Annotated in this window: 24 protein-coding genes; 12 read left to right on the top strand and 12 right to left on the bottom strand. The window is 31.1% G+C overall.

The window, feature by feature from the left end; genetic code table 11:
* Positions 1–2 precede the first annotated feature (2 nt).
* From P2G10_RS03905 to P2G10_RS03890, 4 genes are all read right to left on the bottom strand, one after another.
* Positions 3–1,046 (bottom strand): peptidylprolyl isomerase, encoded by a 1,044-nt coding sequence (locus P2G10_RS03905; RefSeq protein WP_275315248.1) that lies wholly within the window; start codon positions 1,044–1,046, stop codon positions 3–5.
* A gap of 89 nt (positions 1,047–1,135) precedes the next feature.
* Positions 1,136–1,861 (bottom strand): BamJ family beta-barrel-assembly machinery protein, encoded by a 726-nt coding sequence (locus P2G10_RS03900; protein WP_218771095.1) that lies wholly within the window; start codon positions 1,859–1,861, stop codon positions 1,136–1,138.
* A 13-nt stretch (positions 1,862–1,874) separates the two neighbouring features.
* Positions 1,875–2,399 (bottom strand): gliding motility-associated peptidyl-prolyl isomerase GldI, encoded by a 525-nt coding sequence (gene gldI, locus P2G10_RS03895; protein WP_218771096.1) that lies wholly within the window; start codon positions 2,397–2,399, stop codon positions 1,875–1,877.
* On the bottom strand, positions 2,389–3,417 hold the full coding sequence (locus tag P2G10_RS03890; RefSeq protein WP_218771097.1) for a DHH family phosphoesterase: 1,029 nt from the start codon (positions 3,415–3,417) through the stop codon (positions 2,389–2,391). The genes gldI and P2G10_RS03890 overlap by 11 nt, the downstream gene beginning before the upstream one ends.
* Before the next feature lie 93 nt (positions 3,418–3,510).
* Here P2G10_RS03890 and P2G10_RS03885 point away from each other — a divergent pair, with 93 nt between their 5' ends.
* Entirely contained in the window at positions 3,511–3,930 is a 420-nt protein-coding gene (locus tag P2G10_RS03885) for a nucleoside-diphosphate kinase (protein ID WP_275315246.1), read from the top strand.
* A 97-nt stretch (positions 3,931–4,027) separates the two neighbouring features.
* Here the strand turns inward: P2G10_RS03885 and P2G10_RS03880 are convergent, their stop codons facing one another.
* Together P2G10_RS03880 and recF are read right to left on the bottom strand one after the other, a co-directional pair.
* Positions 4,028–4,324 carry a DciA family protein gene (locus P2G10_RS03880; RefSeq protein WP_275315245.1) on the bottom strand — a complete coding sequence of 99 codons (297 nt, stop codon included), beginning with the start codon at positions 4,322–4,324 and terminating at the stop codon, positions 4,028–4,030.
* Positions 4,325–4,406: 82 nt separating this feature from the next.
* The gene (gene recF / locus P2G10_RS03875; protein ID WP_275315244.1) at positions 4,407–5,486 is read right to left on the bottom strand and encodes a DNA replication/repair protein RecF; all 1,080 of its coding nucleotides are present in this window, start codon (positions 5,484–5,486) and stop codon (positions 4,407–4,409) included.
* 114 nt (positions 5,487–5,600) lie between these two features.
* On the opposite strand from recF, the gene P2G10_RS03870 reads away from it, so the two are divergent.
* From P2G10_RS03870 to P2G10_RS03820, 11 genes are all read left to right on the top strand, one after another.
* Positions 5,601–6,383 (top strand): tetratricopeptide repeat protein, encoded by a 783-nt coding sequence (locus P2G10_RS03870; protein WP_218771101.1) that lies wholly within the window; start codon positions 5,601–5,603, stop codon positions 6,381–6,383.
* On the top strand, positions 6,383–6,889 hold the full coding sequence (gene ribH / locus P2G10_RS03865) for a 6,7-dimethyl-8-ribityllumazine synthase (protein WP_275315243.1): 507 nt from the start codon (positions 6,383–6,385) through the stop codon (positions 6,887–6,889). The genes P2G10_RS03870 and ribH overlap by 1 nt, the downstream gene beginning before the upstream one ends.
* A gap of 178 nt (positions 6,890–7,067) precedes the next feature.
* Complete coding sequence (locus P2G10_RS03860; protein ID WP_218771103.1) at positions 7,068–7,352, top strand: riboflavin synthase subunit beta; 285 nt, start codon at positions 7,068–7,070, stop codon at positions 7,350–7,352.
* Positions 7,352–9,211, top strand: a complete 1,860-nt coding sequence (gene mutL, locus P2G10_RS03855) for a DNA mismatch repair endonuclease MutL (RefSeq protein ID WP_275315242.1) — start codon at positions 7,352–7,354, stop codon at positions 9,209–9,211. The genes P2G10_RS03860 and mutL overlap by 1 nt, the downstream gene beginning before the upstream one ends.
* Positions 9,212–9,220: 9 nt before the next feature.
* Entirely contained in the window at positions 9,221–9,946 is a 726-nt protein-coding gene (locus P2G10_RS03850; RefSeq protein WP_275315241.1) for a rhomboid family intramembrane serine protease, read from the top strand.
* Between the two features lie 38 nt (positions 9,947–9,984).
* Positions 9,985–10,842: a rhomboid family intramembrane serine protease gene (locus P2G10_RS03845; protein WP_218771106.1), complete on the top strand. Its 858-nt coding sequence runs from the start codon at positions 9,985–9,987 to the stop codon at positions 10,840–10,842.
* 4 nt (positions 10,843–10,846) lie between these two features.
* Positions 10,847–11,860: an endonuclease/exonuclease/phosphatase family protein gene (locus P2G10_RS03840; RefSeq protein WP_275315240.1), complete on the top strand. Its 1,014-nt coding sequence runs from the start codon at positions 10,847–10,849 to the stop codon at positions 11,858–11,860.
* Between the two features lie 83 nt (positions 11,861–11,943).
* On the top strand, positions 11,944–13,344 hold the full coding sequence (locus P2G10_RS03835; RefSeq protein WP_275315239.1) for an FAD binding domain-containing protein: 1,401 nt from the start codon (positions 11,944–11,946) through the stop codon (positions 13,342–13,344).
* Entirely contained in the window at positions 13,344–15,599 is a 2,256-nt protein-coding gene (locus tag P2G10_RS03830) for a xanthine dehydrogenase molybdopterin binding subunit (RefSeq protein ID WP_275315238.1), read from the top strand. The genes P2G10_RS03835 and P2G10_RS03830 overlap by 1 nt, the downstream gene beginning before the upstream one ends.
* A 170-nt stretch (positions 15,600–15,769) precedes the next feature.
* The gene (locus P2G10_RS03825; protein ID WP_275315237.1) at positions 15,770–16,144 is read left to right on the top strand and encodes a hypothetical protein; all 375 of its coding nucleotides are present in this window, start codon (positions 15,770–15,772) and stop codon (positions 16,142–16,144) included.
* Positions 16,145–16,227: 83 nt separating this feature from the next.
* A complete protein-coding gene (locus P2G10_RS03820) occupies positions 16,228–17,178 on the top strand; it encodes an XdhC family protein (RefSeq protein ID WP_275315236.1) in 951 nt (316 codons plus the stop codon).
* 26 nt (positions 17,179–17,204) lie between these two features.
* On the opposite strand, the gene proC is transcribed toward P2G10_RS03820, so the two are convergent.
* The 6 genes from proC to P2G10_RS03790 form a co-directional block, all read right to left on the bottom strand.
* The gene (proC, locus tag P2G10_RS03815; protein WP_275315235.1) at positions 17,205–18,011 is read right to left on the bottom strand and encodes a pyrroline-5-carboxylate reductase; all 807 of its coding nucleotides are present in this window, start codon (positions 18,009–18,011) and stop codon (positions 17,205–17,207) included.
* Between the two features lie 48 nt (positions 18,012–18,059).
* On the bottom strand, positions 18,060–18,251 hold the full coding sequence (locus P2G10_RS03810; protein ID WP_218771113.1) for a hypothetical protein: 192 nt from the start codon (positions 18,249–18,251) through the stop codon (positions 18,060–18,062).
* 527 nt (positions 18,252–18,778) lie between these two features.
* Positions 18,779–19,441, bottom strand: a complete 663-nt coding sequence (locus P2G10_RS03805; RefSeq protein WP_275315234.1) for an HAD family hydrolase — start codon at positions 19,439–19,441, stop codon at positions 18,779–18,781.
* Between the two features lie 55 nt (positions 19,442–19,496).
* The gene (locus tag P2G10_RS03800; protein WP_275315233.1) at positions 19,497–20,123 is read right to left on the bottom strand and encodes a tetratricopeptide repeat protein; all 627 of its coding nucleotides are present in this window, start codon (positions 20,121–20,123) and stop codon (positions 19,497–19,499) included.
* Between the two features lie 6 nt (positions 20,124–20,129).
* Positions 20,130–20,549 (bottom strand): DUF2141 domain-containing protein, encoded by a 420-nt coding sequence (locus P2G10_RS03795; RefSeq protein WP_275315232.1) that lies wholly within the window; start codon positions 20,547–20,549, stop codon positions 20,130–20,132.
* 83 nt (positions 20,550–20,632) lie between these two features.
* Entirely contained in the window at positions 20,633–21,439 is an 807-nt protein-coding gene (locus P2G10_RS03790) for an alpha/beta hydrolase (protein ID WP_275315231.1), read from the bottom strand.
* Positions 21,440–21,441: the final 2 nt, after the last annotated feature.

Below are 21,441 nucleotides of genomic sequence, written 5' to 3'. Positions count from 1 at the left end.
AACTATTTACCTACTTTTAATACTTCTATTTCAAAAATTAAATCAGCTTTACCTATGATTGGACCTAAACCAGCTTCACCATACCCTAAATAATAAGGAATAAAAAATGTTGATTTATCTCCTTCTCTCATTGTTTTTACCCCTTCTTTCCAACCTGCTATTAATGGTTTTTCTGTATTGTTGATTGTAAAAGTGAATGGTTTTTTACCTAAACTAGAGTCTATTTTTTTCCCATCTGCTAAATATAACGTATAATGCACCGTAGTTGGTAATGCCGGATTTACCTTTTTACCGTTTCCTTTTTGTAGTTTTAATATTTTTAAGCCTGAGTCTGTTTCAACAGCATCGTTAATACCTTTTTCTTCTTGAAACTTACGTTTCGCAGCCTCTACAGCTTTCTTACGCTCAGCTTCTCGCTTTGCTACATTGGTTAATTCATGCTCGAAAACAACAGCTGCTTTAAACTTTTTAGCTTCTTTACCAACTCTGATTATCGCTACATGATTGATGTAATCATTTTTCTTAATTACATCAACAATATTTTGACCAAATAGCACCTTACCGAAAATTGAATGTAAACCATCTAACCAAGGTGTTTCTTTATGTGTTATAAAAAACTGACTGGAATTTGTTGCTTTTCCTGAATTTGCCATCGACAATACGCCTGGCGAATCATGTTTGTAAATTAATTGTCCGTTTTCATCCATAGGAAACTCGTCTCCAAACTTATAACCAGCATTACCAGCACCTGTACCAGTAATATCTCCTCCCTGAACCATAAAATCTTTAATAACTCTATGAAATTTTGTTTTATCATAATAAGGCTTCCCTTTTAAAGAGTCTGTCATTTTAGGATTATTTCCCTCAGCTAAAGAAACAAAATTAGCAACCGTCATTGGCATTTCTTGTTCGTATAGCTTTATTAAAATATCCCCTCTATTAGTTTGTAAATCTGCATACAATCCGTTTTCTAAATCTGGATATTTAACAGATTTACAAGCTGAAAACAATACCATTACTGCTATTAAAACTTTATAAAACTTCATTTATTATTATTTTAAGATTCTCTTATAAACAATCAATTAGGTTAGTAACAAGTACTAACCTAATTGCATTTTAGTCTTTTATATTGCTATTACTTAACCTCAAGTAACTCTACATCAAACACTAAAGCAGAAAAAGGCTTTATTGTAGCACCTCTTTGTTGCGCTCCGTAAGCTAAATCTTGAGGAATAAAAAATTTATACTTTGCTCCAGACTTCATCAATTGTAAACCTTCTGTCCAACCTTTAATAACTTGGTTTACTCCAAATTCTGTTGGCTCACCTCTATCTACAGAGCTATCAAAAACAGTTCCGTCTGTTAATGTACCGTGATAATGAACTTTTACACGTGAAGTTGCAGTTGGTGCATCTCCATTTCCTTCTTTTAAAACAATGTACTGCAAACCACTAGCTGTTGTTTTTACACCGTCTTTTGTTTTATTTTCAGCTAAGAAATCTTCACCTGCTTTTTTATGATCTCCAAATTCAGCTTCTGCTTTTTTTGATTGAAGCGCTTGTTGCTCCTTCATTTTTTCTTCTTGTCTTTTCTGAAAAAACGCTCTTAAAACATTATTTATATCTTTAGACTCAACTAATAAATTGGTAGAATCCATTCCGTTTTTAAATCCCTGAACGAATAAACCTTGATCTATATCATCAAAATTTGTTTTAATCTTATTCGCCATATCTAAACCTAAACTATAACTTACAGAATCTATTTCTGTTGCTAATGATTTTTTTGTTTCAAATTGGCTATTACCACATGATACGATTGATAAGGTTACAACTGCTGCTGCTAAAATTTTAGTTAATTTCATTTTTATTTATTTGTTATTTAATTTCGATTAATGTTACTGTACTTTTTATTGGTTGATTTACAACAATCTTATTTCCATCTCCTACAACTCCGAAAGCTCTGTATGACGGAATTACAAATGTAATTGTTTCTCCCTTTTTCATCAACTTTATTCCATCTTGTAATGCCGGAATAAAATCTTCTTTATCTACTTTATAATTTCTTTCTTTCTTCTGATAAATAACATTTCCTTGTACATCAGAAACTTCATAACTCAATAAAACAAGGTCTTCTGATTTAGGTTTTACGGTATTTAAAGTATCTTTAACAATGTATGTATACCAAAATCCGCTTTCTGAAGCTATATATTTATGAATTGTATCTTTAGAAATAAAGTTTTCTAATCGCTCTTTCTCTAAAGCATTTAGTTTTTTATTTTTAGCAATAACCTCTTTATAAAAGTTAACGGTTCCTTGTTTTTTTGGCCTTCTTGCTTCAGGCTCTTTACAAGAACTTATACTTAAAACAACTAGTAAGAAAAAAACTATATTAAACTTCATAAGATGCTTCTAATTCTTTTTGATAGTTAGGTAATAACGCTGTAAATGTTGCAATCGTATCTTCCATCGACTCTAAACTTTTACCTCCAGCTGCATTGTCATGTCCACCACCTGAAAAATGATTTCTAGCAAACTGATTTACAGAAAACTTCCCTTTACTACGAAGTGACATTTTAATTATTCCTTGTTCTTTATCTTCAATAAAAATAGCTGCAAATACAATTCCTTTTAAAGAAAGTGCATAATTTACAACACCTTCTGTATCTCCTTTTTCGTAATTAAACTTTTTCTTTTCTTCTTCGGATAAAGTTATAAAAGCTGTTTTATACTCTGGCAACAACTTCATATTACTTAAAGCTTGCCCTAACAGCAACAAACGGCTGTATGAATTTGCATCGTGTACATTGCTATGAATCTCATCATTCTTAGCTCCCTTATCAATTAAATCGGCAATAATACGATGTGTTGTACTTGTGGTTGATCTAAAACGGAAAGAACCTGTATCGGTCATAATACCTGTATATAAACAAGTTGCTATATTTTCATCAATCAAAGCAACATCTCCCATCATTTCAATGAAGTTATATACCATTTGACAGGTAGATGACATAGTAGTATCTGAATACATATACTCAAAATCGTCTGGTTGTTGATGATGATCTATCAATGCAAAATCATTCTTGTATTGCTCTAAAGTATTCTGCATATCGCCTCCTACTCTGTGCAATGCATTAAAATCTAAAAGGAATACAATTTCTGAATTATTTAAAGATCGAACACTTTGCTTGTTCTGACGATCAAAACGATAAACGGTATCCGACCCAGGAATCCAATGTAAAAAATCTGGATATTCATTAGGCATAACCACCTGAGCGGTGTGTCCTTTTTTATCTAAATAATGTTTTAATCCTAAAGTAGAGCCAACGGCATCACCATCGGGATTCCTATGACCTATTATCACAATATTTTTAGGTTGCGATAAAAATTCTTTGAGTTCTGTAAAGTGTTTTAAAATCATAAGTGGCGAATATACAATTAAATTAAAAAAATTGTGTAATTTCGCGCCGATTTTGTGTGACGTTCACACGTACAACTATTAAAACAAATACAGATGGCAACAAATAGAACTTTTACAATGATTAAACCAGATGGTGTTGAAAACGGACATACTGGTGCAATATTAGACAAAATTAATGCTGCAGGTTTTAGAATCGTAGCAATGAAAAAAACGCAAATGACTAAGCGTGATGCTGAAGCTTTTTATGCTGTGCATAACGAACGCCCTTTCTTTGGTGAATTAGTTGAATTTATGACTCGCGGACCAATTATCGCTGCTGTTTTAGAAAAAGACAACGCTGTTGAAGATTTTAGAACTTTAATCGGTGCTACTAACCCTGCAGATGCTGCTGAAGGAACTATTCGTAAAATGTTTGCTACTTCTATTGGTGAAAATGCTGTTCATGGATCTGATTCTGATGAAAATGCTACTATTGAAGGTGCTTTCCATTTTTCTGGTAGAGAAATGTTCTAAGAACACACTTCTTAAAATACATAAAAAAAACTCGTTACTAAATCGTAACGAGTTTTTTTTATGTATTTTGTTTTAGGCTTTTTTTTAACAAAAACTACTACACCAACATTAGTTTTTTCACCAACGTCTCACCCATTTCTTCGTTAATCATTGTTATAATCTTATCTTTTCCGTAACTTAACTGCTCCCTTAAAGCTGATGAAGTTAAACTAACTATTAAAGTTCCGTTTTGCAATTTTACTTCGTTTGTATATGACACCACTCCTGGCCCCATCATTTTACCCCAAGCCTCGTCTATGTGTATTTTCTGAAAACCTTTATTTAAGTTTCCTTCTTTTATAAAACTACCTAACAAATCTTTCATTGAAAGACTATCATTTTCTCTTTTTGCCATAATTAATTATGATAATATGTAATTGTGAACAAAATAAAGTAACCTTTAATTAATTACTTTAACATTCTTTCCTGTAATTACTTTATAATTTAAAAATCTGATATTCTTGATTACTCTTTTTTATAACACTTTCGGTACGATCAAAATGCGTGTCGGTAATAAAAATTTGTCCAAAAGCATCATTATTTACCAAATCTACTATTTGTGCAACACGATTTTCATCTAATTTATCAAAAATATCATCTAATAATAAAATCGGAGTTACATTAGATTGTTTTTTTATAAACTCGAACTGCGCTAACTTTAAAGCTATTAAATATGATTTTTGTTGCCCTTGAGAGCCAAATTTTTTAATCGGATACTCTCCTATTTCAAAATTTAAATCGTCTTTATGAATTCCTGATGACGTGTATTGTAGCAACCTATCTTTCTCTAAGCTTTGCGAAAACAAATCTATTAAGGAAGAATCGTGTAACTGACTTTTATAACGTAAATTCACTTCTTCTTTAGCGCCCGATATAATTTGATGCTTTTTATTAAAAATAGGCACAAACTCCTCTAAAAAAGCTTTTCTCTTCTCATAAATAACGGTTCCGTATTCAACTAATTGTTCATCGTACACTTTTAAATTTAATGCATCAAAAATTCTATTTGCTGCAAAATACTTTAACAAAGCGTTACGCTGACTTATTATCTTATTATACGAAATTAACCCTTGTAAATAGCTTTTATCTTGCTGAGAAATAACGCCGTCTATAAATTTTCTACGAGTTTCACTTCCTTCTACAATTAAATCTCTATCCGCAGGTGAAATAATTACCAAGGGTAACTGACCGATGTGCTCAGAAAACTTTTCATAAGCCTTTCCGTTTCTTTTTAGCATTTTTTTCTGACCTCTTTTTAAAGAACACAAAATTTTCTCATTTCTGTCGCCTAATAAGTAATCTCCTTCGATCATAAAAAAATCTTGACCATGACGAATATTCTGTCCAGCGACCGAATTAAAATAACTTTTTGCAAAAGATAAATAGTAAATAGCATCTAAGACATTGGTTTTACCAATTCCGTTATCACCTACAAAACAATTTATTTTCTTCTGAAAATCAAAGGTTTGCGTTTCTATATTCTTAAAATTTACTAGTGATATTTTCTGCAAATACATGAATGAGAATTATTTCGAAAAAGAAAGCGCAAATTATCATTTTTTTTACGAATAACCGATTTTTAAAATCCAATTTAAAAACATACTTTTGTCGCCACTAATTTTTAAGCAATTATGGCTACATACAAGAAAAGAGGTTATAAACCTAAAAAAGAAAAGTTTGCACAGGAAGAAGTAGAAAACTTTGATGAATCTCAAAGTACTACCGCCGAAGTATTTAATACTTTAGACGATACAGCCAACAAATCTGAACAATGGATTGAGAAAAACAGCAAGCCTTTATTTTACGGGTTGGTAACAGTTGCTGCTTTAATTTTAGGATATTTAGCATACACTAAGTTTGTTGCAGAACCTAACGAACAAGAAGCATCTAACGAATTAGCTTACCCAAGAACTTTCTTTGCAAAGGCTACAATATCAGCAGGTGTTGCAGCTGATTCTTTATATAATTTAGGATTAACTGGTGGTGACGGGAAATATGGTTTTACTGATATAGCTGCTGATTTTAGCGGAACTAAAGCAGGGAACTTAGCAAACTATTATGCTGGTATTTCTTACTTAAAAATGAAAAAATACGAAAAAGCAATAGAATATTTAAGTGATTTTAATTCTGATGATGAATTATTAGGCCCAACTGCTTTAGGTGCTATCGGTGATGCTTTTGCTGATATTAACCAACCAGAAGATGCTTTAGCTTATTATCAAAAAGCTGCCAACAAAAAAGACAATGACTTTACATCTCCTTTATTTTTATTCAAAGCAGCTCAAATTGCTATGGACTTAAAGGAATATGGTACTGCTGAAAAATTATACACAAGCATTAAAGAAAAATACGCTACTACTGATCAAGGTAGAGATATTGAAAAATATATCAATAGCGCAAAATATGCTCAATAATGGCAACAACAAATTTATCATATTACGATAAAGCTTCAATCCCAAATGCGAAATCTTTTCGATTTGGGATTGTTGTTTCAGAATGGAATCCTGAAATTACTGGCAACTTACAAAAAGGTGCTATCGAAACACTTTTAAATTGCGGTGCAACAGAAGAGAATATTATTTCTTGGGAGGTACCTGGAAGTTTCGAATTGGTATACGGTTGTAAAAAAATGATAGAATCTCAAAAAGTAGATGCTGTTATCGCAATTGGAAACGTAATTCAGGGAGAAACAAAGCACTTCGATTTTGTTTGTGAAGGAGTAACACAAGGAATTGTAGATTTAAACATTAAATACGATGTTCCTGTTATTTTCTGTGTCTTAACAGATAACACTAAGCAACAATCTTTAGATCGCTCTGGAGGAGAATTAGGTAACAAAGGTATTGAATGTGCCGTAGCTGCTGTAAAAATGGCTGCTATTAAAAACTTAGAAAGACCTAAAGGTTCTTTAGGATTTTAAAGATCACAAAAAATACAATTAAAATATAAAGAACCAAGATGTTTATCATTTTGGTTCTTTTTTTAACTTTAATTTAGTCATAATTTTTGACCACTTATTCATAATTCAGTAACTTTGAATTTCGTCTTAATTTGGTGTGATTTTTGTTACACTATAGTATTCAAAACAACAGCATTTTATGGGATTTATTAAAAGAGAAAATAAAAAGTTCGATTACAAGCCTACCTATTACAAAGGAGAAGGAAATCCGTATCAAGTAAAACATAAATTTGATAAATACCGCACGACTGTTGGTAAATCAAAAAATTTAAAAGGAAAATTTACTGCTGCAATTAATGAATTTAAAAACTCTGAAAATGGCGGATTCAACCCAACAATCTTAATTATAATTGCTATTTTACTGCTATTATTTTTATTTTTTATCGAATTTGATCTTTCTATATTTTTATCTAAAAACAACTAATGTCAGATATTATACAATTGCTTCCTGATCATGTAGCAAATCAAATTGCAGCAGGTGAAGTAGTACAAAGACCCGCTTCTGTAGTTAAAGAATTGGTAGAGAATTCGATTGATGCAGGTGCTAGTTCTATAAAACTTTTAATAAAAGATGCCGGTAAAACTTTAATTCAAGTAATCGACGATGGTAAAGGAATGAGTGCTACCGATGCACGTTTAAGTTTCGAGCGTCATGCTACTTCGAAAATTAAAGATGCCCAAGATTTATTTAACTTAAACACCAAAGGTTTTCGTGGTGAAGCACTGGCTTCTATCGCTGCTATTGCGCATGTTGAGCTAAAAACAAAACAAGAAGAGGAAGAATTAGGTTCTCAAATAAAAATAGAAGGAAGTAAAATTGTTTCTCAAGAACCTGTTTCAACTTCTAAAGGTACAAGTATTGCGGTTAAAAACTTGTTTTACAACATCCCAGCAAGAAGAAATTTCTTAAAATCAGACACTATTGAAACCCGTCATATTGTAGATGAATTTCAAAGAGTTGCACTAGCACATCCTGGCATTGCATTTTTATTACATCACAATAATACAGAGGTTTATCATTTAAAGAAAAGTAATTTACGCAAACGAATTGTGGCTATTTTTGGCGCAAAAATGAACGAGAAATTAGTTCCTATTTCTGAGCAAACCGATATTATTACTATAAACGGATTTACTGCGAAGCCTGAGTTTGCTAAAAAGAAAAGAGGTGAACAATACTTTTTTGTAAATAACCGATTTATAAAAAGTTCGTACTTAAATCATGCCGTTTCTAATGCTTTTGAAGGTTTACTAGAACACGGTTCACATCCGTCTTATTTTTTATATTTAGAAGTGCCGCCAAATAGTATCGATATAAATATACATCCAACAAAAACTGAGATTAAGTTTGATAATGAAAAAGCATTATATGCTATTTTACGTGCTACTGTAAAACACAGTTTGGGGCAATACAATGTTGCACCGGTCTTAGATTTTAACAGAGATGCTACGCTTGATACCCCATACGATTACAGTAAAAACAAAAGGACCTCATCCTCTGTTCCTCCGATTAGTGTAGATCCTACATTTAATCCGTTTAAAACAGAAACTAGTTACGAGTCAAAATCAAATAACTCAAACGACTCACAGAGTTCTAAATCGGTAAGTTATCAATCTAACTTCAAAAAAGACACCAGTAACTGGGAAGCTTTATATACAAATACAGAACCGTTAGAAGCGGTAAAACAAGAACAACTTTTTGAAAGTCATCAAGAAACTGAAACGGGTAAAACTTTTCAAATTCAAAAAAAATATTTATTAAGTTCAATAAAATCTGGTGTTGTTTTAATCAATCAATCACTAGCACATCAACGTATTTTATACGAAGAGTTCTTAGAGAATATAACCGTAAAAGAAGCTAGTAGTCAGCAATTGTTATTTCCTGTAAATATTTCTTTTTCTAAAGCAGATATTGAAATGATTTATACGATAAAATCGGATTTAGAAAGTGCTGGTTTTATGTTTGATGAATTTACGAAAGAAAGTGTTGTTATTGGCGGAATGCCAACATCAATAAGTGAAAGTCAAATCACTTTAATTTTAGAACAATTATTAGACGATATTAAGCTAGAAGTGCCTGATACTAGTTTTAGCCATTTTGATGTCATGGCAAAATCTTTTGCAAAATCATTGGCTATAAAAACAGGAACAGTACTATCTACTAAGGAACAAGAAAACTTAGTGGACGATCTATTTTCTTGTAAAGAACCAAATGCATCGCCTCTTGGTAAACCAACGTTTAAAACATTGACTTTAAACGAAATTGACACCATTTTTAATAAATAAAATAAAAACATGGGAAAATTAACTGACGCTATAAAACATTTAATAATCATTAACGTGATTATGTATTTTGCGCCGCAATTTTTAAATTTAGACTTAACAAATATATTTGCTTTACATTATCCACAAAACGAGCATTTTGGTGTTTGGCAATACGTTACGCATACTTTTATGCATGGCGGAACAATGCATTTACTTTTTAACATGTATGCGTTATGGGCTTTTGGTACTCCTTTAGAACAGATGTGGGGTAGAAATAAATTTATATTTTTTTACTTCTCTGCAGGTATCGGTGCGGGGTTGATATATACACTTGTAAATTACTACCAATTTAATGGTATTTACGAGCAAATAGCAGCATTAGGTGTTTCTCCTTCCGAAATACAAAACATTTTAACTACAGGGCAGTACAATGAAAATATAATAACGCTTTCTAACAGAACAATGAGCGAGTTTTACAGCTTGTACCACACGCCTGCCGTTGGTGCTTCTGGTGCTGTTTATGGTATATTAGTTGCCTTCGGATTAACGTTTCCGAATGCAAAACTAGCATTGATCTTTTTCCCAGTGCCAATTGCAGCAAAATACTTTATTCCGGTAATGATTGCTAGTGATTTATTTTTTGGTGTTACGAAGTACTCAATTGGTAATATTGCACATTTTGCACATATTGGAGGTGCTATTATTGGTTTTATTATTGCTTGGTATTGGAAAAAAAATCAGTTCAAAACTCATTAATGTAGTATATTAGATTCCTTGAAAGAAAAAGAAAATTGATGAATACTTTAGATAACTTAAAATATCGTTTTAAAAATGCAGGTATTGTAGAGCAACTTATCTACGTAAACCTTGCTGTTTTTTTATTGGTTTTTATTACCAATACTTTTGGATTTTTATTTCAATCTAATAACAACTTATTGGTTGAATGGTTTTCTTTACCTGCCAACTTTGATGAGTTTTTATACAAACCGTGGACAATTATTACCTACGGTTTTTTACATACTAGTTTTCTTCATATACTATTAAACTTAGTTGCTTTATTCTATATCGGGCATCTTTTTAAACAATATTTCACCTCTAAACAATTACTAAATTTTTACCTTCTAGGAACCTTATTTGGCGGAATCTTATTTTTAATTAGTTATGCTATTTTTCCTGTATTACTAAAAGAAGCTAATATTAGTGTTTTACTTGGAGCATCAGCAGGAATTTCAGCAATTTTTATAGGTATTGCAACCTATATACCTAATTATGAATTAAAATTTCCTTTAATTGGTTTTGTAAAATTATGGACTTTAGCTTGTATTTGGGTAGCTATTGATATTATACAAATACCTGCCGGTAATGCTGGCGGCCATATTGCACATATTGGCGGTGCTATATTTGGATTTTTATATGTTGTAAGAGCCAGCAATAAAGAGTTAGAGATTTTAGAACCGCTAAAAAAGTTTTTTGAGAGAAAGGAAAAACCTTTAAAGACAGTTTATAAATCTGGAAAAAAACCATCAAAAAACAACTACAAAAAATCAGAAAACCAAGCTGAAATAGATAATATTCTAGATAAAATAAGTAAATCAGGTTATGATACTTTAACAAAAAGTGAGAAAGACTTTTTATTTAAACAAGGTAAATAATCAAATGAAAAAATATTCACTTGTCAATAAGTTGATGTTCTTTATCAATTCAGTTTTTGCAACTGTTTTGTTGCTCTCTTATGTGTTACCTTTTCTATCTCCAAAAACAATCCCTGCACTTGCCGTTTTTAGTTTATTTGTTCCTTTATTAGTTATTTTAAATATTGTTTTTTTTATTTACTGGTTACTTAAACTACATAAAAACGCTTTATTATCGCTACTTATATTAGTAGTTGGCTATTTCATTTCTCCGCCTTTAATAAAATTTTCTAATAAAGAATTCATATTAAATAACGACTTAAAAGTGATGAGTTATAATGTGCGATTATTCAATCATTATAAACATTTAGAAGATAGCACTACCGAACAAAAGATTTATGATTTTATTGATAATGAAGATCCCGATGTTCTTGTAATGCAAGAGTTTTACAGATCTAAATCATTAAACATAAATCTTCCTTATAAATACATTAAAACCAAGTCGAAAGCTAATAAATTCGGACTAGCTATTTACTCGAGATACCCGATTATAAACTCAGGCTCTTTAAACTTTAAAAACAGTGCTAACAATACTATTTTTACTGATATTTTAAAAAATAAAGACACAATTCGCGTTTATAATGTACACTTAGAATCCTTGAAAGTAAATCCGGAGAAAGTAAATTTCGGAGAGAAAGATTCCGAACGCTTATTTAAACGTTTATCTAACGGTTTTAAAAAACAAGTAAGTCAAGCTGAACTTATCTTACAACATGAAACTTCATGGAAAGGAAAAAAAATTGTGTGTGGCGATTTTAACAACACAGCATACTCTTGGGTTTACAACAAACTATCTAAAAACAAAAAAGATGCTTTTTTAGATGCTGGTATTGGCTTAGGTAAATCTTTTAGATATATCTACCCTATGCGTATAGATTTTATTTTTACTGACAACAAAGCAACTATAAATCACTACAAAACATATAGTGATATTAAATTATCAGACCACTACCCTATTATGACACGTTTAAATTGGTAATTTTAAGCATTCTATAGTTCTTTTTTTTTAACTATAAATACTAACCAAACACTTCGTACTATTTCGTATCTTGCCCTTTGCATATGGTACAATTTATACTCAACAATCAGATTATTAAAACACCTGTAAATTCAGGTATTACGCTACTCGATTTCATTAGAGATCATCAACAGTTAAAAGGTACAAAAATCGGTTGTCGCGAAGGCGATTGCGGAGCTTGTACTGTTTTAATTGGCACAGTAGAAGGCGATAATGTAAACTACAAGAGTATTACTTCTTGTATTTCTCCTTTAGGGAACGCAAATGGTAAACACATTGTTACTATAGAAGGAATTAACTTGCCTAAGAGCCTAAATACCGTTCAAGAAGCGATGACTAGTAATTACGCTACTCAATGCGGATTTTGCACGCCTGGTTTTGTAGTTTCTATGACTGGTTTTGCTTTAAGCAACAATAATAACACTACTTGTAATGATGCCATTAGTGGTAATATTTGTAGATGCACCGGTTATAAATCTATAGAAAAAGCAGGTTTAGAAGTTGAAGAAAAGTTAGCTAATAAAGACGACAATCATCAAATAGATTGGTTGATTAAAGAAGGTTTTATTCCTAATTACTTTGAAACGATTCCTGATCAATTAAAAAAAATAGGGGCAAAATCTTCTGAACAAACAAAAGGAATAAAAGTTGCTAACGGAACCGATTTATATGTTCGCTCTGCGGATAAAATGGCTGACGAACAGGTTTATTTACTCGCAGATAAAAAAACATTATCTGGTATTTCTTTTTCTGAAGGAATTTGCACTTTAGGTGCGAATACAACGGTTACTGAAATTGCAGAAAATAAAAAGCTACAAACTTTATTTCCGAAGTTAAAGCTGTTTATGAAATTAATTTCATCGGAACAAATTAGAAATATGGGAACCATTGGCGGTAATTTCGTTAATGCTTCACCAATTGGCGATATGTCTATTTTCTTTTTAGCCTTAAATGCTACTTTAACAATTATTAAAGAAGACGAATCAGAACGTCATATTTTATTTCAAGAATTTCATCAAGATTACAAAAAATACGATTTAAAAGAAAATGAAGTCTTAAAGGCTATTTCCTTTAAAGTTCTTCAAAAAAATGAAGCTTTTAATTTTGAAAAAGTAAGCAAACGTACCCATTTAGATATTGCGAGTGTTAATGCAGCTGGTAGAATATCAATAGAAAAAAGTACTATTATAGGAGCTCATTTTTCAGTAGGTGGCGTTGCTGCTATTCCGAAATACCTATACAAAACGAATGATTATTTAATCGGAAAAAAGATGGATGCTGATACTATAATAGCAGCACAAGAAATACTTCAATCAGAAATATCACCAATTAGTGATGTAAGAGGAACATCTGCATACAAACGTTTATTAGCTAAACAATTATTCTTTGCCCATTTTATCGAATTATTTCCGAATCTAATCGAACTAAAAAAACTAATTGCCTAATGAAAAACATAGATAGTTATACACATGTTCGAGGAGAATCGTTATTTGTAGATGATTTAATGCTCCGCCAAGATGCTTTAATAGGCCTATGCTTTGATTCGCCAAAAGCGCATGGAAAAATAAAATTGGTAGATTATTCTAAAGCAGAAGCCTTAGAAGGTGTTGTGAAAATATTTACCTACAAAGATGTTTTAGGAGAAAATCAAATCGGAGGAATTATTCCTGACGAACCGCTATGGGCAGAAAATGAAGTACATTTCTGGGGACAACCAATTGCTTTTATTGTTGCTAAAACAGAGGCTATTGCTAAAAAAGCAAGAGCTTTAATTACCATTGATATTGAAGAGCTTCCTGTTATTACAACAGCAAAAGAGGCTAAAGAAAAAAATAGTTTTATCAACGCACCTCGCTCTTTTACACTTGGTGATTCATCTGGTTCTTTTTCTGAATGTGAATATGTTTTTGAAGGTGAAACATTCTCTAACGGACAAGAACATTTATATTTAGAAACACAAGGTTGCTACGCTGTTCCGTTAGAAAACGGAAACATAAAGCTAACTTCTTCTACCCAAGGACCAACGCAAGTACAAAAAACGGCTGCTAAAGTATTGGGAATTCCGATGCATAAGATTGAAGTAGATGTTATTCGCTTAGGTGGTGGTTTTGGGGGTAAAGAAGATCAAGCAACTCCTTGGGCAGTTATGACAGCTGTTGCTGTACAACATTTAAATCGCCCAGTAAAATATATGTTGAATCGTCATGACGATTTACGTATGACTGGTAAGCGCCACCCATATTCTTCTTTCTATAAAATAGGATTGACAAAAGATTTAAAAATTAAAGCTTTTGAAGTTGAGTTTTTACAAAATTCTGGTGCTGCTGCCGATTTATCTCCAGCAATTGCAGAACGAACTTTATTTCACGCCACTAACAGTTATTTTATTCCGAATGTAAGCACTACTGTATTTAGTTGTAAAACTAATTTACCACCCAACACTGCTTTTCGTGGTTTTGGCGGGCCACAAGGAATGTATGTTATAGAAAGTGCCATTGCCGATGCAGCAGATAAAATAGGCATCAATAAAAAACAAATACAAGAAGTTAATTTGTTAGCTGAAAATGATGAGTTTTCATACGGACAAATTGCAACACAAGTAGAGGCTAAAAACACCTGGTTTACTGCTAAAGATACTTTTGATTTAGAAAAATTAGAAGCTGAAAAAATTTCTTTTAATAAAGAGAATAATAGATTCAAAAAAGGAATATCATTAATGCCAATTACTTTTGGTATTTCATTTACAAACACACAAATGAATCATGCACGTGCATTGGTTCATATTTATCAAGACGGTAGTGTGGGAATTTCTACAGGAGCTGTAGAAATGGGACAAAGTGTAAACACTAAAATGCTGCAAGTTGCACAAACTGTTTTAGGCGTTTCAGCTGCTAAATTAAAGCTAGAAACTACCAATACAACTCGTGTTGCCAATACTTCGCCTTCTGCAGCGAGCTCTACTGCAGATTTAAACGGAAAAGCAGTTGAAATGGCTTGTAATACATTAATTGAAAGATTAACTGAAGTTGCTACTACATTAACTTCATCCGAAGAAAAAAACATTTCTTTTCAAGAGGATTTTGTTTTTATTGATGGTAAAAAATCTACTATTTCATGGGAAGATGTAATTAGTCAAGCCATGGTGCAACGTGTTGCTTTAACTGAAAACGCTCATTACGCTACACCTATTATTCATTTTGATAAATCTAAAGAAAAAGGGCATCCGTTTGCGTATCATGTATACGGAACAGCAATTACTACTACAACGGTAGATTGTTTGAGAGGAACTTATGAAATTGATGCCGTAAAAATTGTGCACGATTTTGGTAAATCTATGAATTTGGGAATTGATATCGGTCAAGTTGAAGGAGCCTTAGCGCAAGGAATTGGATGGATGACTATGGAGGAAATTGCCTACAATTCTGACGGGCGTTTATTATCGAATGCGTTATCTACGTATAAAGTTCCTGATATTTTTTCTACGCCGAAAATAGTAGAAACGATTCCTGTTAAAACAACAGGAAATGATATGGCTATACAAAAATCGAAAGCGGTAGGTGAACCTCCTTTAATGTACGGAATTGGTGCTTATTTTGCGATTCAGGAAGCTGTTAAAGAATTTAATCCTAATTATAAATTAAAATTTCACTCGCCTTTTACGCCAGAAAAAGTATTAATGGGCTTGTACGAAAACCAATAGCAGTTATTTAATATTTATAGATTCTTTTACCTATAAACTCTAAAAATAAAAAATCAATCAAACTACAATACACCAAACAAAACATATTAAAAGGCGCTATTATTTATAGCACTGGAGATACGATTGCAGCACTTTTATTAAACGATTTTTCTATATATCGGTTACTCGGAATGATGTTAATCGGGGCAACAATATATGCTTTTGAAATTCCTAATTTTTTTATTTGGATTGATAATAAAACAAGTTCTCTTAAAGGCTTAAAAAAAACGATAGCAAGAACAGGTTTAGCTATCGCCTATTTTAATCCGATTTGGGTTTTTAGGCACTTAGCTTTTATTAAATTATTTTCAGGAAATTACGATGAAATAAACAAAGATTTATTAATGATTGCACTGTTATCTTTTACGGTAAATATTCCAATATCATTTACTGTTAATTTTATCATCCAAAATAAAATACATTTAAATTGGCGTTTTATAGCAAGTGCAATTTTCTCTGCTTTAATGGCTATTTATTACGCTTTAAGTGAAACAATTTTTAATTAACTAATCATTAAGAATAAGATGTTGTAGTCTTCTTTAAAGGATAACTTCATCATACTTATTCGCTATGACAGTAATAACAATCAATGGGATTCTGGAAATACGTATTAGCTAAAATAAAAGACAATCAAAAAGCATATGTCTTAACAGTTATTGAGAACTTCGGGAGTTCTCCTGGAAGAAAAGGTTTTAAAATGCTAGTTGCACAAGACGGATTTATTTTTGGATCTATTGGCGGTGGTGTAATGGAGTTTACTTTGGTTGAAGAGGTTCAAAATTTTTTAAAAAATAAAAAATCACCAATATTTATAAAAAAACAAATTCATAAAGGTAGTATAGAAAACGGATCTGGAATGATCTGTTCTGGTGAACAAACAATTGCTTTTCATTGTTTAGATTTTAAGCAGATATCTGTAATTGAAAGTATTTTAAGCTGTATTCAAACAGGACAAAACGGAACATTAAATTTAACGCCTAACTCATTCTGTTTTTCAAAAAAACAACAAGAAAATCAATTTAATTATCAAATTAATTCAAATTCTGATTGGTATTTTAATGAATATATAGGTTATAAAGAAACTTTATATATTGTTGGCGGAGGGCATGTTGGAGTAGCTGTTTCAGAAACGTTTGTAAAACTTGGGTTTTATGTAGTTGTTTTTGACAATAGAGAAAACCTCAACACTCTCGAAAATAATAATTTCGCACATAAAAAATTAGTTGTTGATTATAATGATATCAACAACCATATTCCTGAAGGAAAAACAAGTTATGTAGCTATTATGACCAACAAATACACCGATGATAAATTGGCTTTAAGTAAACTACTTAAAAACGATTATAAATTTATTGGTGTTTTAGGCAGTAAGGCAAAATTAAAAACAATGTGGGAGGTTTTACGAAATGAAAAACACTCGCAAAAAGAGTTAGATGCTGTTTATGCTCCTATTGGTTTATCAATAAAAAGTGAAACTCCAGAAGAAATTGCCATTAGTATCGCGGCTCAAATTATTCAGTTAAAAAACCAAAATAAATAATTTTAAAAAAATGCATTACACTATTTTTAATGCTCTTCTCCTAATTCTACCGCTCTACTAAATGCTGCAAAAGCTGCTTCTTTTATCAACTCATTCACATTATTATCTTCCATAGAATCTAATGCTGCACGCGTTGTACCACCTTTTGAAGCTACTTTTTCCATCCAAGAATTAGGTGAAATATTCGACTGATTAAAAAGTTCGATAGCTCCTGCAAAAGTTTGAGTAACTAATACTGTAGAATCTTTTTTCGAGAAACCCATTTTTAATGCTGCTTCCATCATGCTTTGCATAAAGTAAAAAACATAGGCAGGTCCACTTCCTGAAATTCCCGTAGAAGCATCAATTAATTTCTCACTAGAAACCTGAATAGATTTACCTGTAGTAGCCAATAAACTTTCCACCGTTAGCATTTCTATTCTAGATACCTCATCAGAAACCACGAAAGAGGTTAAACCTTTTCCTATTTGTGCTGGTAAATTTGGCATTGCTCTAACAATCTTTTTTAAGCCTGTTAGCTCTACAATAGACTCTATAGTAACACCTGCCATTATAGATACTATTATTTGCTCGTTTTGCACAAGTGGCTTTATAGTATTAAACACATTAATTGCGTGGTGTGGTTTTACAGCGATAAAAATAATATCAGCCTTAGGAACACAATCTTCTAGTTTCTCAAAAGTATCAAAATGTGCTATTTTATGAAGCTCTTTAAGTTTTTCTTCAGATTTATCTAAAACCATAATATTCTTTTTCTTAAGAAGTTTAGATTTAGACATTCCTTCTGCATAGGTTAACCCCATATTTCCTGCACCAATTACAAGTACTTTCATGTGTTTTTATATTTTTTGAATAAGTTAGATTGTTAATTTATAAATGTACTATACGAATAACATACAGTCTTCACAATCTTTTACTTCTCCATAATATGTTTCTCTATATTTATGTACAGTTTTAAGAGGCAACCCAAGTAAATATTTTTTAATGTATGTTACTTTTGTTGTTAGCTCACCCATAGGGATACTGTATCTTTTTTCTTGAATAGTTTTTCTTTTGATGTATATCAGTTTCATATAATTGTTTTTAATTAATATTATTTTTATAAAGGAATCATGCTGTTATAGCTAATTAATAGCCATAAACATATAGAAAAGTAACAAATTGCTTTTACACCTATTCTTACTTAACTTAATAAGTTGAATAGGTAATATTGCAATATTTTTAAAGTATGTAGCGATAGCCTAATTAAAGGCCGACTGTTCTTAACAGAAAAAAATTGTTACAAGACTTGGCTTGTAAACTAAGAAGCAGGAGGTATGAATTTATCTGATTGATTTCTAAAAACCAGATAATTAAAAGTTAATACTCGTGAATTTTGTTGTTCAGTATTTTTCTGTACCATGGTGCAAATTTACAAAAACAAACAACCACCAACAAATACTCTTTGTTAAGATTATTATAAAGCTAAATATTTAAAAACAAAACACTTACCTATGAATTATTACACTAATAATTATAAGCTACTATTATTGTAAATAACATAATTATATACCTAAAAATTATTAAACCAATTATTTTATGTAGTAATAATTGATAAAAACTAAACGATGTTTTTTACTAAATTATATTTAATTTCGTTGTAATTAGAGATTATTTTCTGTGCTAATGTGTAATCTTGCGCTTTAGAATGCTCACTTTTATACGCTACACAATAAATTCCGCCATCATAAGCAGCTTTTATTCCGTTTGTAGAATCTTCTATAACCAAACATTCTTCTTTCTTAAAACCTGCAATTTCAGCTGCTTTTAAAAAAATTTCTGGATGCGGTTTTGATGCCTTTAAATCTGCACCACTAATCTTTCCTTTAAAGTATTGATTTAAATCAAATTTATTAAAAACATTATCAATCGTCACCATAGAGGCAGACGATGCTAAAACGAGTGTTATTCCGTTTGCGTAATAATCTTTAATTAAATCTAAAACACCTTCTAATAATTGCAAATCATTTTTATCAGAAAAAAAGAGCTCTTTAAAAAAAGCTCTTTTGTAAGCAACTAATTCGGTAGCTGCAATCGATAAGTTAAACTTGCTAACTAAATCTTTACAAATATCTATGGTTGATTGCCCTGTGTAAGCATTATATAATTCTTGAGAAACTTCGATTCCTACTTTAGCAAACATTAAAAAATATGCTTGTTTATGTAATGGTTCGGTGTCTACAATTACACCATCCATATCGAATAAAACTGCTTTTAAAGCCATTGTGTTTAGTTTGTGTTGTTTTACAAAAATAAGCAATTGCCTCTTTAGCTAGCTATTATTTTTTCTGACATTGTTTTAATACTTCTTCTGCCCTATCTAACATAAATTTAGGATAAAACTTTTCTGTTATTTTTTCTGTCTTGCCTAATTCAATAGCTCTTTTAATATCTTTACAAAAAGGCGCTGTAGATTGTCCGAAAAAATTAGCAGCCCCCATATCTGCTTGTGCTTTACTTAATATAACTCTAGGATTGTTAGGTGCTAATTTAAATGCTTTTGAATATAACGCTCCGTTTTTCATAGACATTGACATTCCGTATTTCTGCCCGTCAAAAGCCATGTAAGCAGTATTTAACAATGCTTGTGTTATTAAAATTTCTGGGTTATTTGGTGAAACAGCTGTTGCTGTATCTAAAAATTCTTGTGCCTTGTTAAGTTTCGCTTTTAAAACAGCTTCGTCTTTTACACCAAAACTTCCAACAATTTCAATCGTTGCTGCGTAAAACGGAGGTAACCAGTTTTCTTGTTCTGCTTTAGAAATACGCTCAAATAACTGACTAGCTTCTGTTGTTTTATTTGACTGCCAAAGCTCAAACCCTTTGGTCATACCTTTTTCATATTTACTTTGCGCTGATAAGTTTATAGCTAATAGTAATACTAGTAATGTGATTATCTTTTTCATGTTTTTTTAGTTTATCTTAATTGATAATTTTATGTTTTTTAATACTTTAAATTTTGCATTTTTATATTTTGGCGGTCCCATAAAACCTGTTGCATCATTAGAAATACCAATTGGTTCTTTTGGAATTCCGAAAAAATTAGTATCCATTTTTTTATTATTATTTGCATCATGAAAAGCAGAAATTGCGTAAGTTCCTATTGCTATATCCTTGAATACTACTGTTGCTTTTTTATCAATAACTTTTGCAATTGTACCTTTTAAAGGTTTCTTTAAAAAAGAATCTTCAGAATTATATAAAGCGATATATAAATCTCCTTTGTCTGATTTCATTCCGTTAAATTCTATAGTAACGGTTTGTGTTTCTTGAGCTGCAGAGCTTAAAACTACACTTAAAATAAATATTGCTGCTAAAATTATTTTTTTCATTGTTATTGTTTTTTATTGATGATTCAAATATCTTGACTTTCTTTCTGTTTTTATCAAGAATAGCGCCGAATTGTTATTTTTTATTACTCAACCGTTAAAAGTTTATCAATTTCTTTAAATATTTTTTTTGTTTCCTTACTAAAAGCTTCTAAATGTCCTTTATCAGAAGCAAGAAAAGTTTTAGGTTCTTGTGCATTTTTAAAAACAATCTGTGCATGACTTATCGGAATCGTTTTATCTACTTTACCATGTATTATTAATTTAGGCAAGTTTTTAATTGCTTTGATCTCTTCTTTAGATGGATATACTTTGCCTAAAACACTTTCTATATATGTATGTGCTGGTTTTGGCGCATACAATTTAGCTACATCTGCAAAAGATGAAAAACCGCCATCTAAAATTAAAGCATCAACCTCTTCTTGATGATTTTTAGTAAAGTTTGTAGCAATTTGGCAACCTAAAGACGCTCCTAATACAATTAATTTTGTGCCTTTTATGTCTTTATTTTCTTTCATTTTATTAAAGACAATAATTACATCTTCCTGTACGTTTTTATGTGTTGACTTTCCTGTTGATTTACCATAACCTCTAAAGTCAACCGCATACACTTGGTATCCATTAGCTATCATAGGTTTAATCATGTACATATAAGTGGATATATTTCCTCCGGCTCCATGAAAAAATAAAATTGTTGCCTTCGGAGGTGTTTTTGGCTGAAAAAAAGCGGTGTGAATTGTATCTTTTTCTACTGAAATAAAATCTTCTGAAAAAGGTGTTTTAATTTCTTTCCATTCTTTTTTAGGATAATAAAATTTATCTTCAAATTGCGCATTTACCAACTGAAAAACAAATAGTAATAAAACTGTCATGGTAATTTTCATCGTTCTCATTA

This window comes from Tenacibaculum bernardetii, assembly GCF_029125915.1.
GTDB lineage: Bacteria > Bacteroidota > Bacteroidia > Flavobacteriales > Flavobacteriaceae > Polaribacter > Polaribacter bernardetii.
The sequence above is the reverse complement of the archived record's forward strand: the minus strand, read 5'-3'. Positions and strand labels throughout refer to the sequence as shown.

Coding starts and splice junctions, on each gene's coding strand:
- P2G10_RS03825 (WP_275315237.1), top strand. CDS start 15,770: ATGATGTTAATCGGGGCAACAATATATGCTTTTGAAATTCCTAATTTT.
- P2G10_RS03880 (WP_275315245.1), bottom strand. CDS start 4,324: ATGGCAAAAAGAGAAAATGATAGTCTTTCAATGAAAGATTTGTTAGGT.
- P2G10_RS03850 (WP_275315241.1), top strand. CDS start 9,221: ATGGGAAAATTAACTGACGCTATAAAACATTTAATAATCATTAACGTG.
- P2G10_RS03870 (WP_218771101.1), top strand. CDS start 5,601: ATGGCTACATACAAGAAAAGAGGTTATAAACCTAAAAAAGAAAAGTTT.
- P2G10_RS03900 (WP_218771095.1), bottom strand. CDS start 1,861: ATGAAATTAACTAAAATTTTAGCAGCAGCAGTTGTAACCTTATCAATC.
- P2G10_RS03810 (WP_218771113.1), bottom strand. CDS start 18,251: ATGAAACTGATATACATCAAAAGAAAAACTATTCAAGAAAAAAGATAC.
- P2G10_RS03890 (WP_218771097.1), bottom strand. CDS start 3,417: ATGATTTTAAAACACTTTACAGAACTCAAAGAATTTTTATCGCAACCT.
- proC (WP_275315235.1), bottom strand. CDS start 18,011: ATGAAAGTACTTGTAATTGGTGCAGGAAATATGGGGTTAACCTATGCA.
- P2G10_RS03840 (WP_275315240.1), top strand. CDS start 10,847: ATGAAAAAATATTCACTTGTCAATAAGTTGATGTTCTTTATCAATTCA.
- ribH (WP_275315243.1), top strand. CDS start 6,383: ATGGCAACAACAAATTTATCATATTACGATAAAGCTTCAATCCCAAAT.
- mutL (WP_275315242.1), top strand. CDS start 7,352: ATGTCAGATATTATACAATTGCTTCCTGATCATGTAGCAAATCAAATT.
- P2G10_RS03860 (WP_218771103.1), top strand. CDS start 7,068: ATGGGATTTATTAAAAGAGAAAATAAAAAGTTCGATTACAAGCCTACC.
- P2G10_RS03820 (WP_275315236.1), top strand. CDS start 16,228: ATGGGATTCTGGAAATACGTATTAGCTAAAATAAAAGACAATCAAAAA.
- P2G10_RS03790 (WP_275315231.1), bottom strand. CDS start 21,439: ATGAGAACGATGAAAATTACCATGACAGTTTTATTACTATTTGTTTTT.
- gldI (WP_218771096.1), bottom strand. CDS start 2,399: ATGAAGTTTAATATAGTTTTTTTCTTACTAGTTGTTTTAAGTATAAGT.
- P2G10_RS03830 (WP_275315238.1), top strand. CDS start 13,344: ATGAAAAACATAGATAGTTATACACATGTTCGAGGAGAATCGTTATTT.
- P2G10_RS03905 (WP_275315248.1), bottom strand. CDS start 1,046: ATGAAGTTTTATAAAGTTTTAATAGCAGTAATGGTATTGTTTTCAGCT.
- recF (WP_275315244.1), bottom strand. CDS start 5,486: ATGTATTTGCAGAAAATATCACTAGTAAATTTTAAGAATATAGAAACG.
- P2G10_RS03845 (WP_218771106.1), top strand. CDS start 9,985: ATGAATACTTTAGATAACTTAAAATATCGTTTTAAAAATGCAGGTATT.
- P2G10_RS03795 (WP_275315232.1), bottom strand. CDS start 20,549: ATGAAAAAAATAATTTTAGCAGCAATATTTATTTTAAGTGTAGTTTTA.
- P2G10_RS03885 (WP_275315246.1), top strand. CDS start 3,511: ATGGCAACAAATAGAACTTTTACAATGATTAAACCAGATGGTGTTGAA.
- P2G10_RS03800 (WP_275315233.1), bottom strand. CDS start 20,123: ATGAAAAAGATAATCACATTACTAGTATTACTATTAGCTATAAACTTA.
- P2G10_RS03835 (WP_275315239.1), top strand. CDS start 11,944: ATGGTACAATTTATACTCAACAATCAGATTATTAAAACACCTGTAAAT.
- P2G10_RS03805 (WP_275315234.1), bottom strand. CDS start 19,441: ATGGCTTTAAAAGCAGTTTTATTCGATATGGATGGTGTAATTGTAGAC.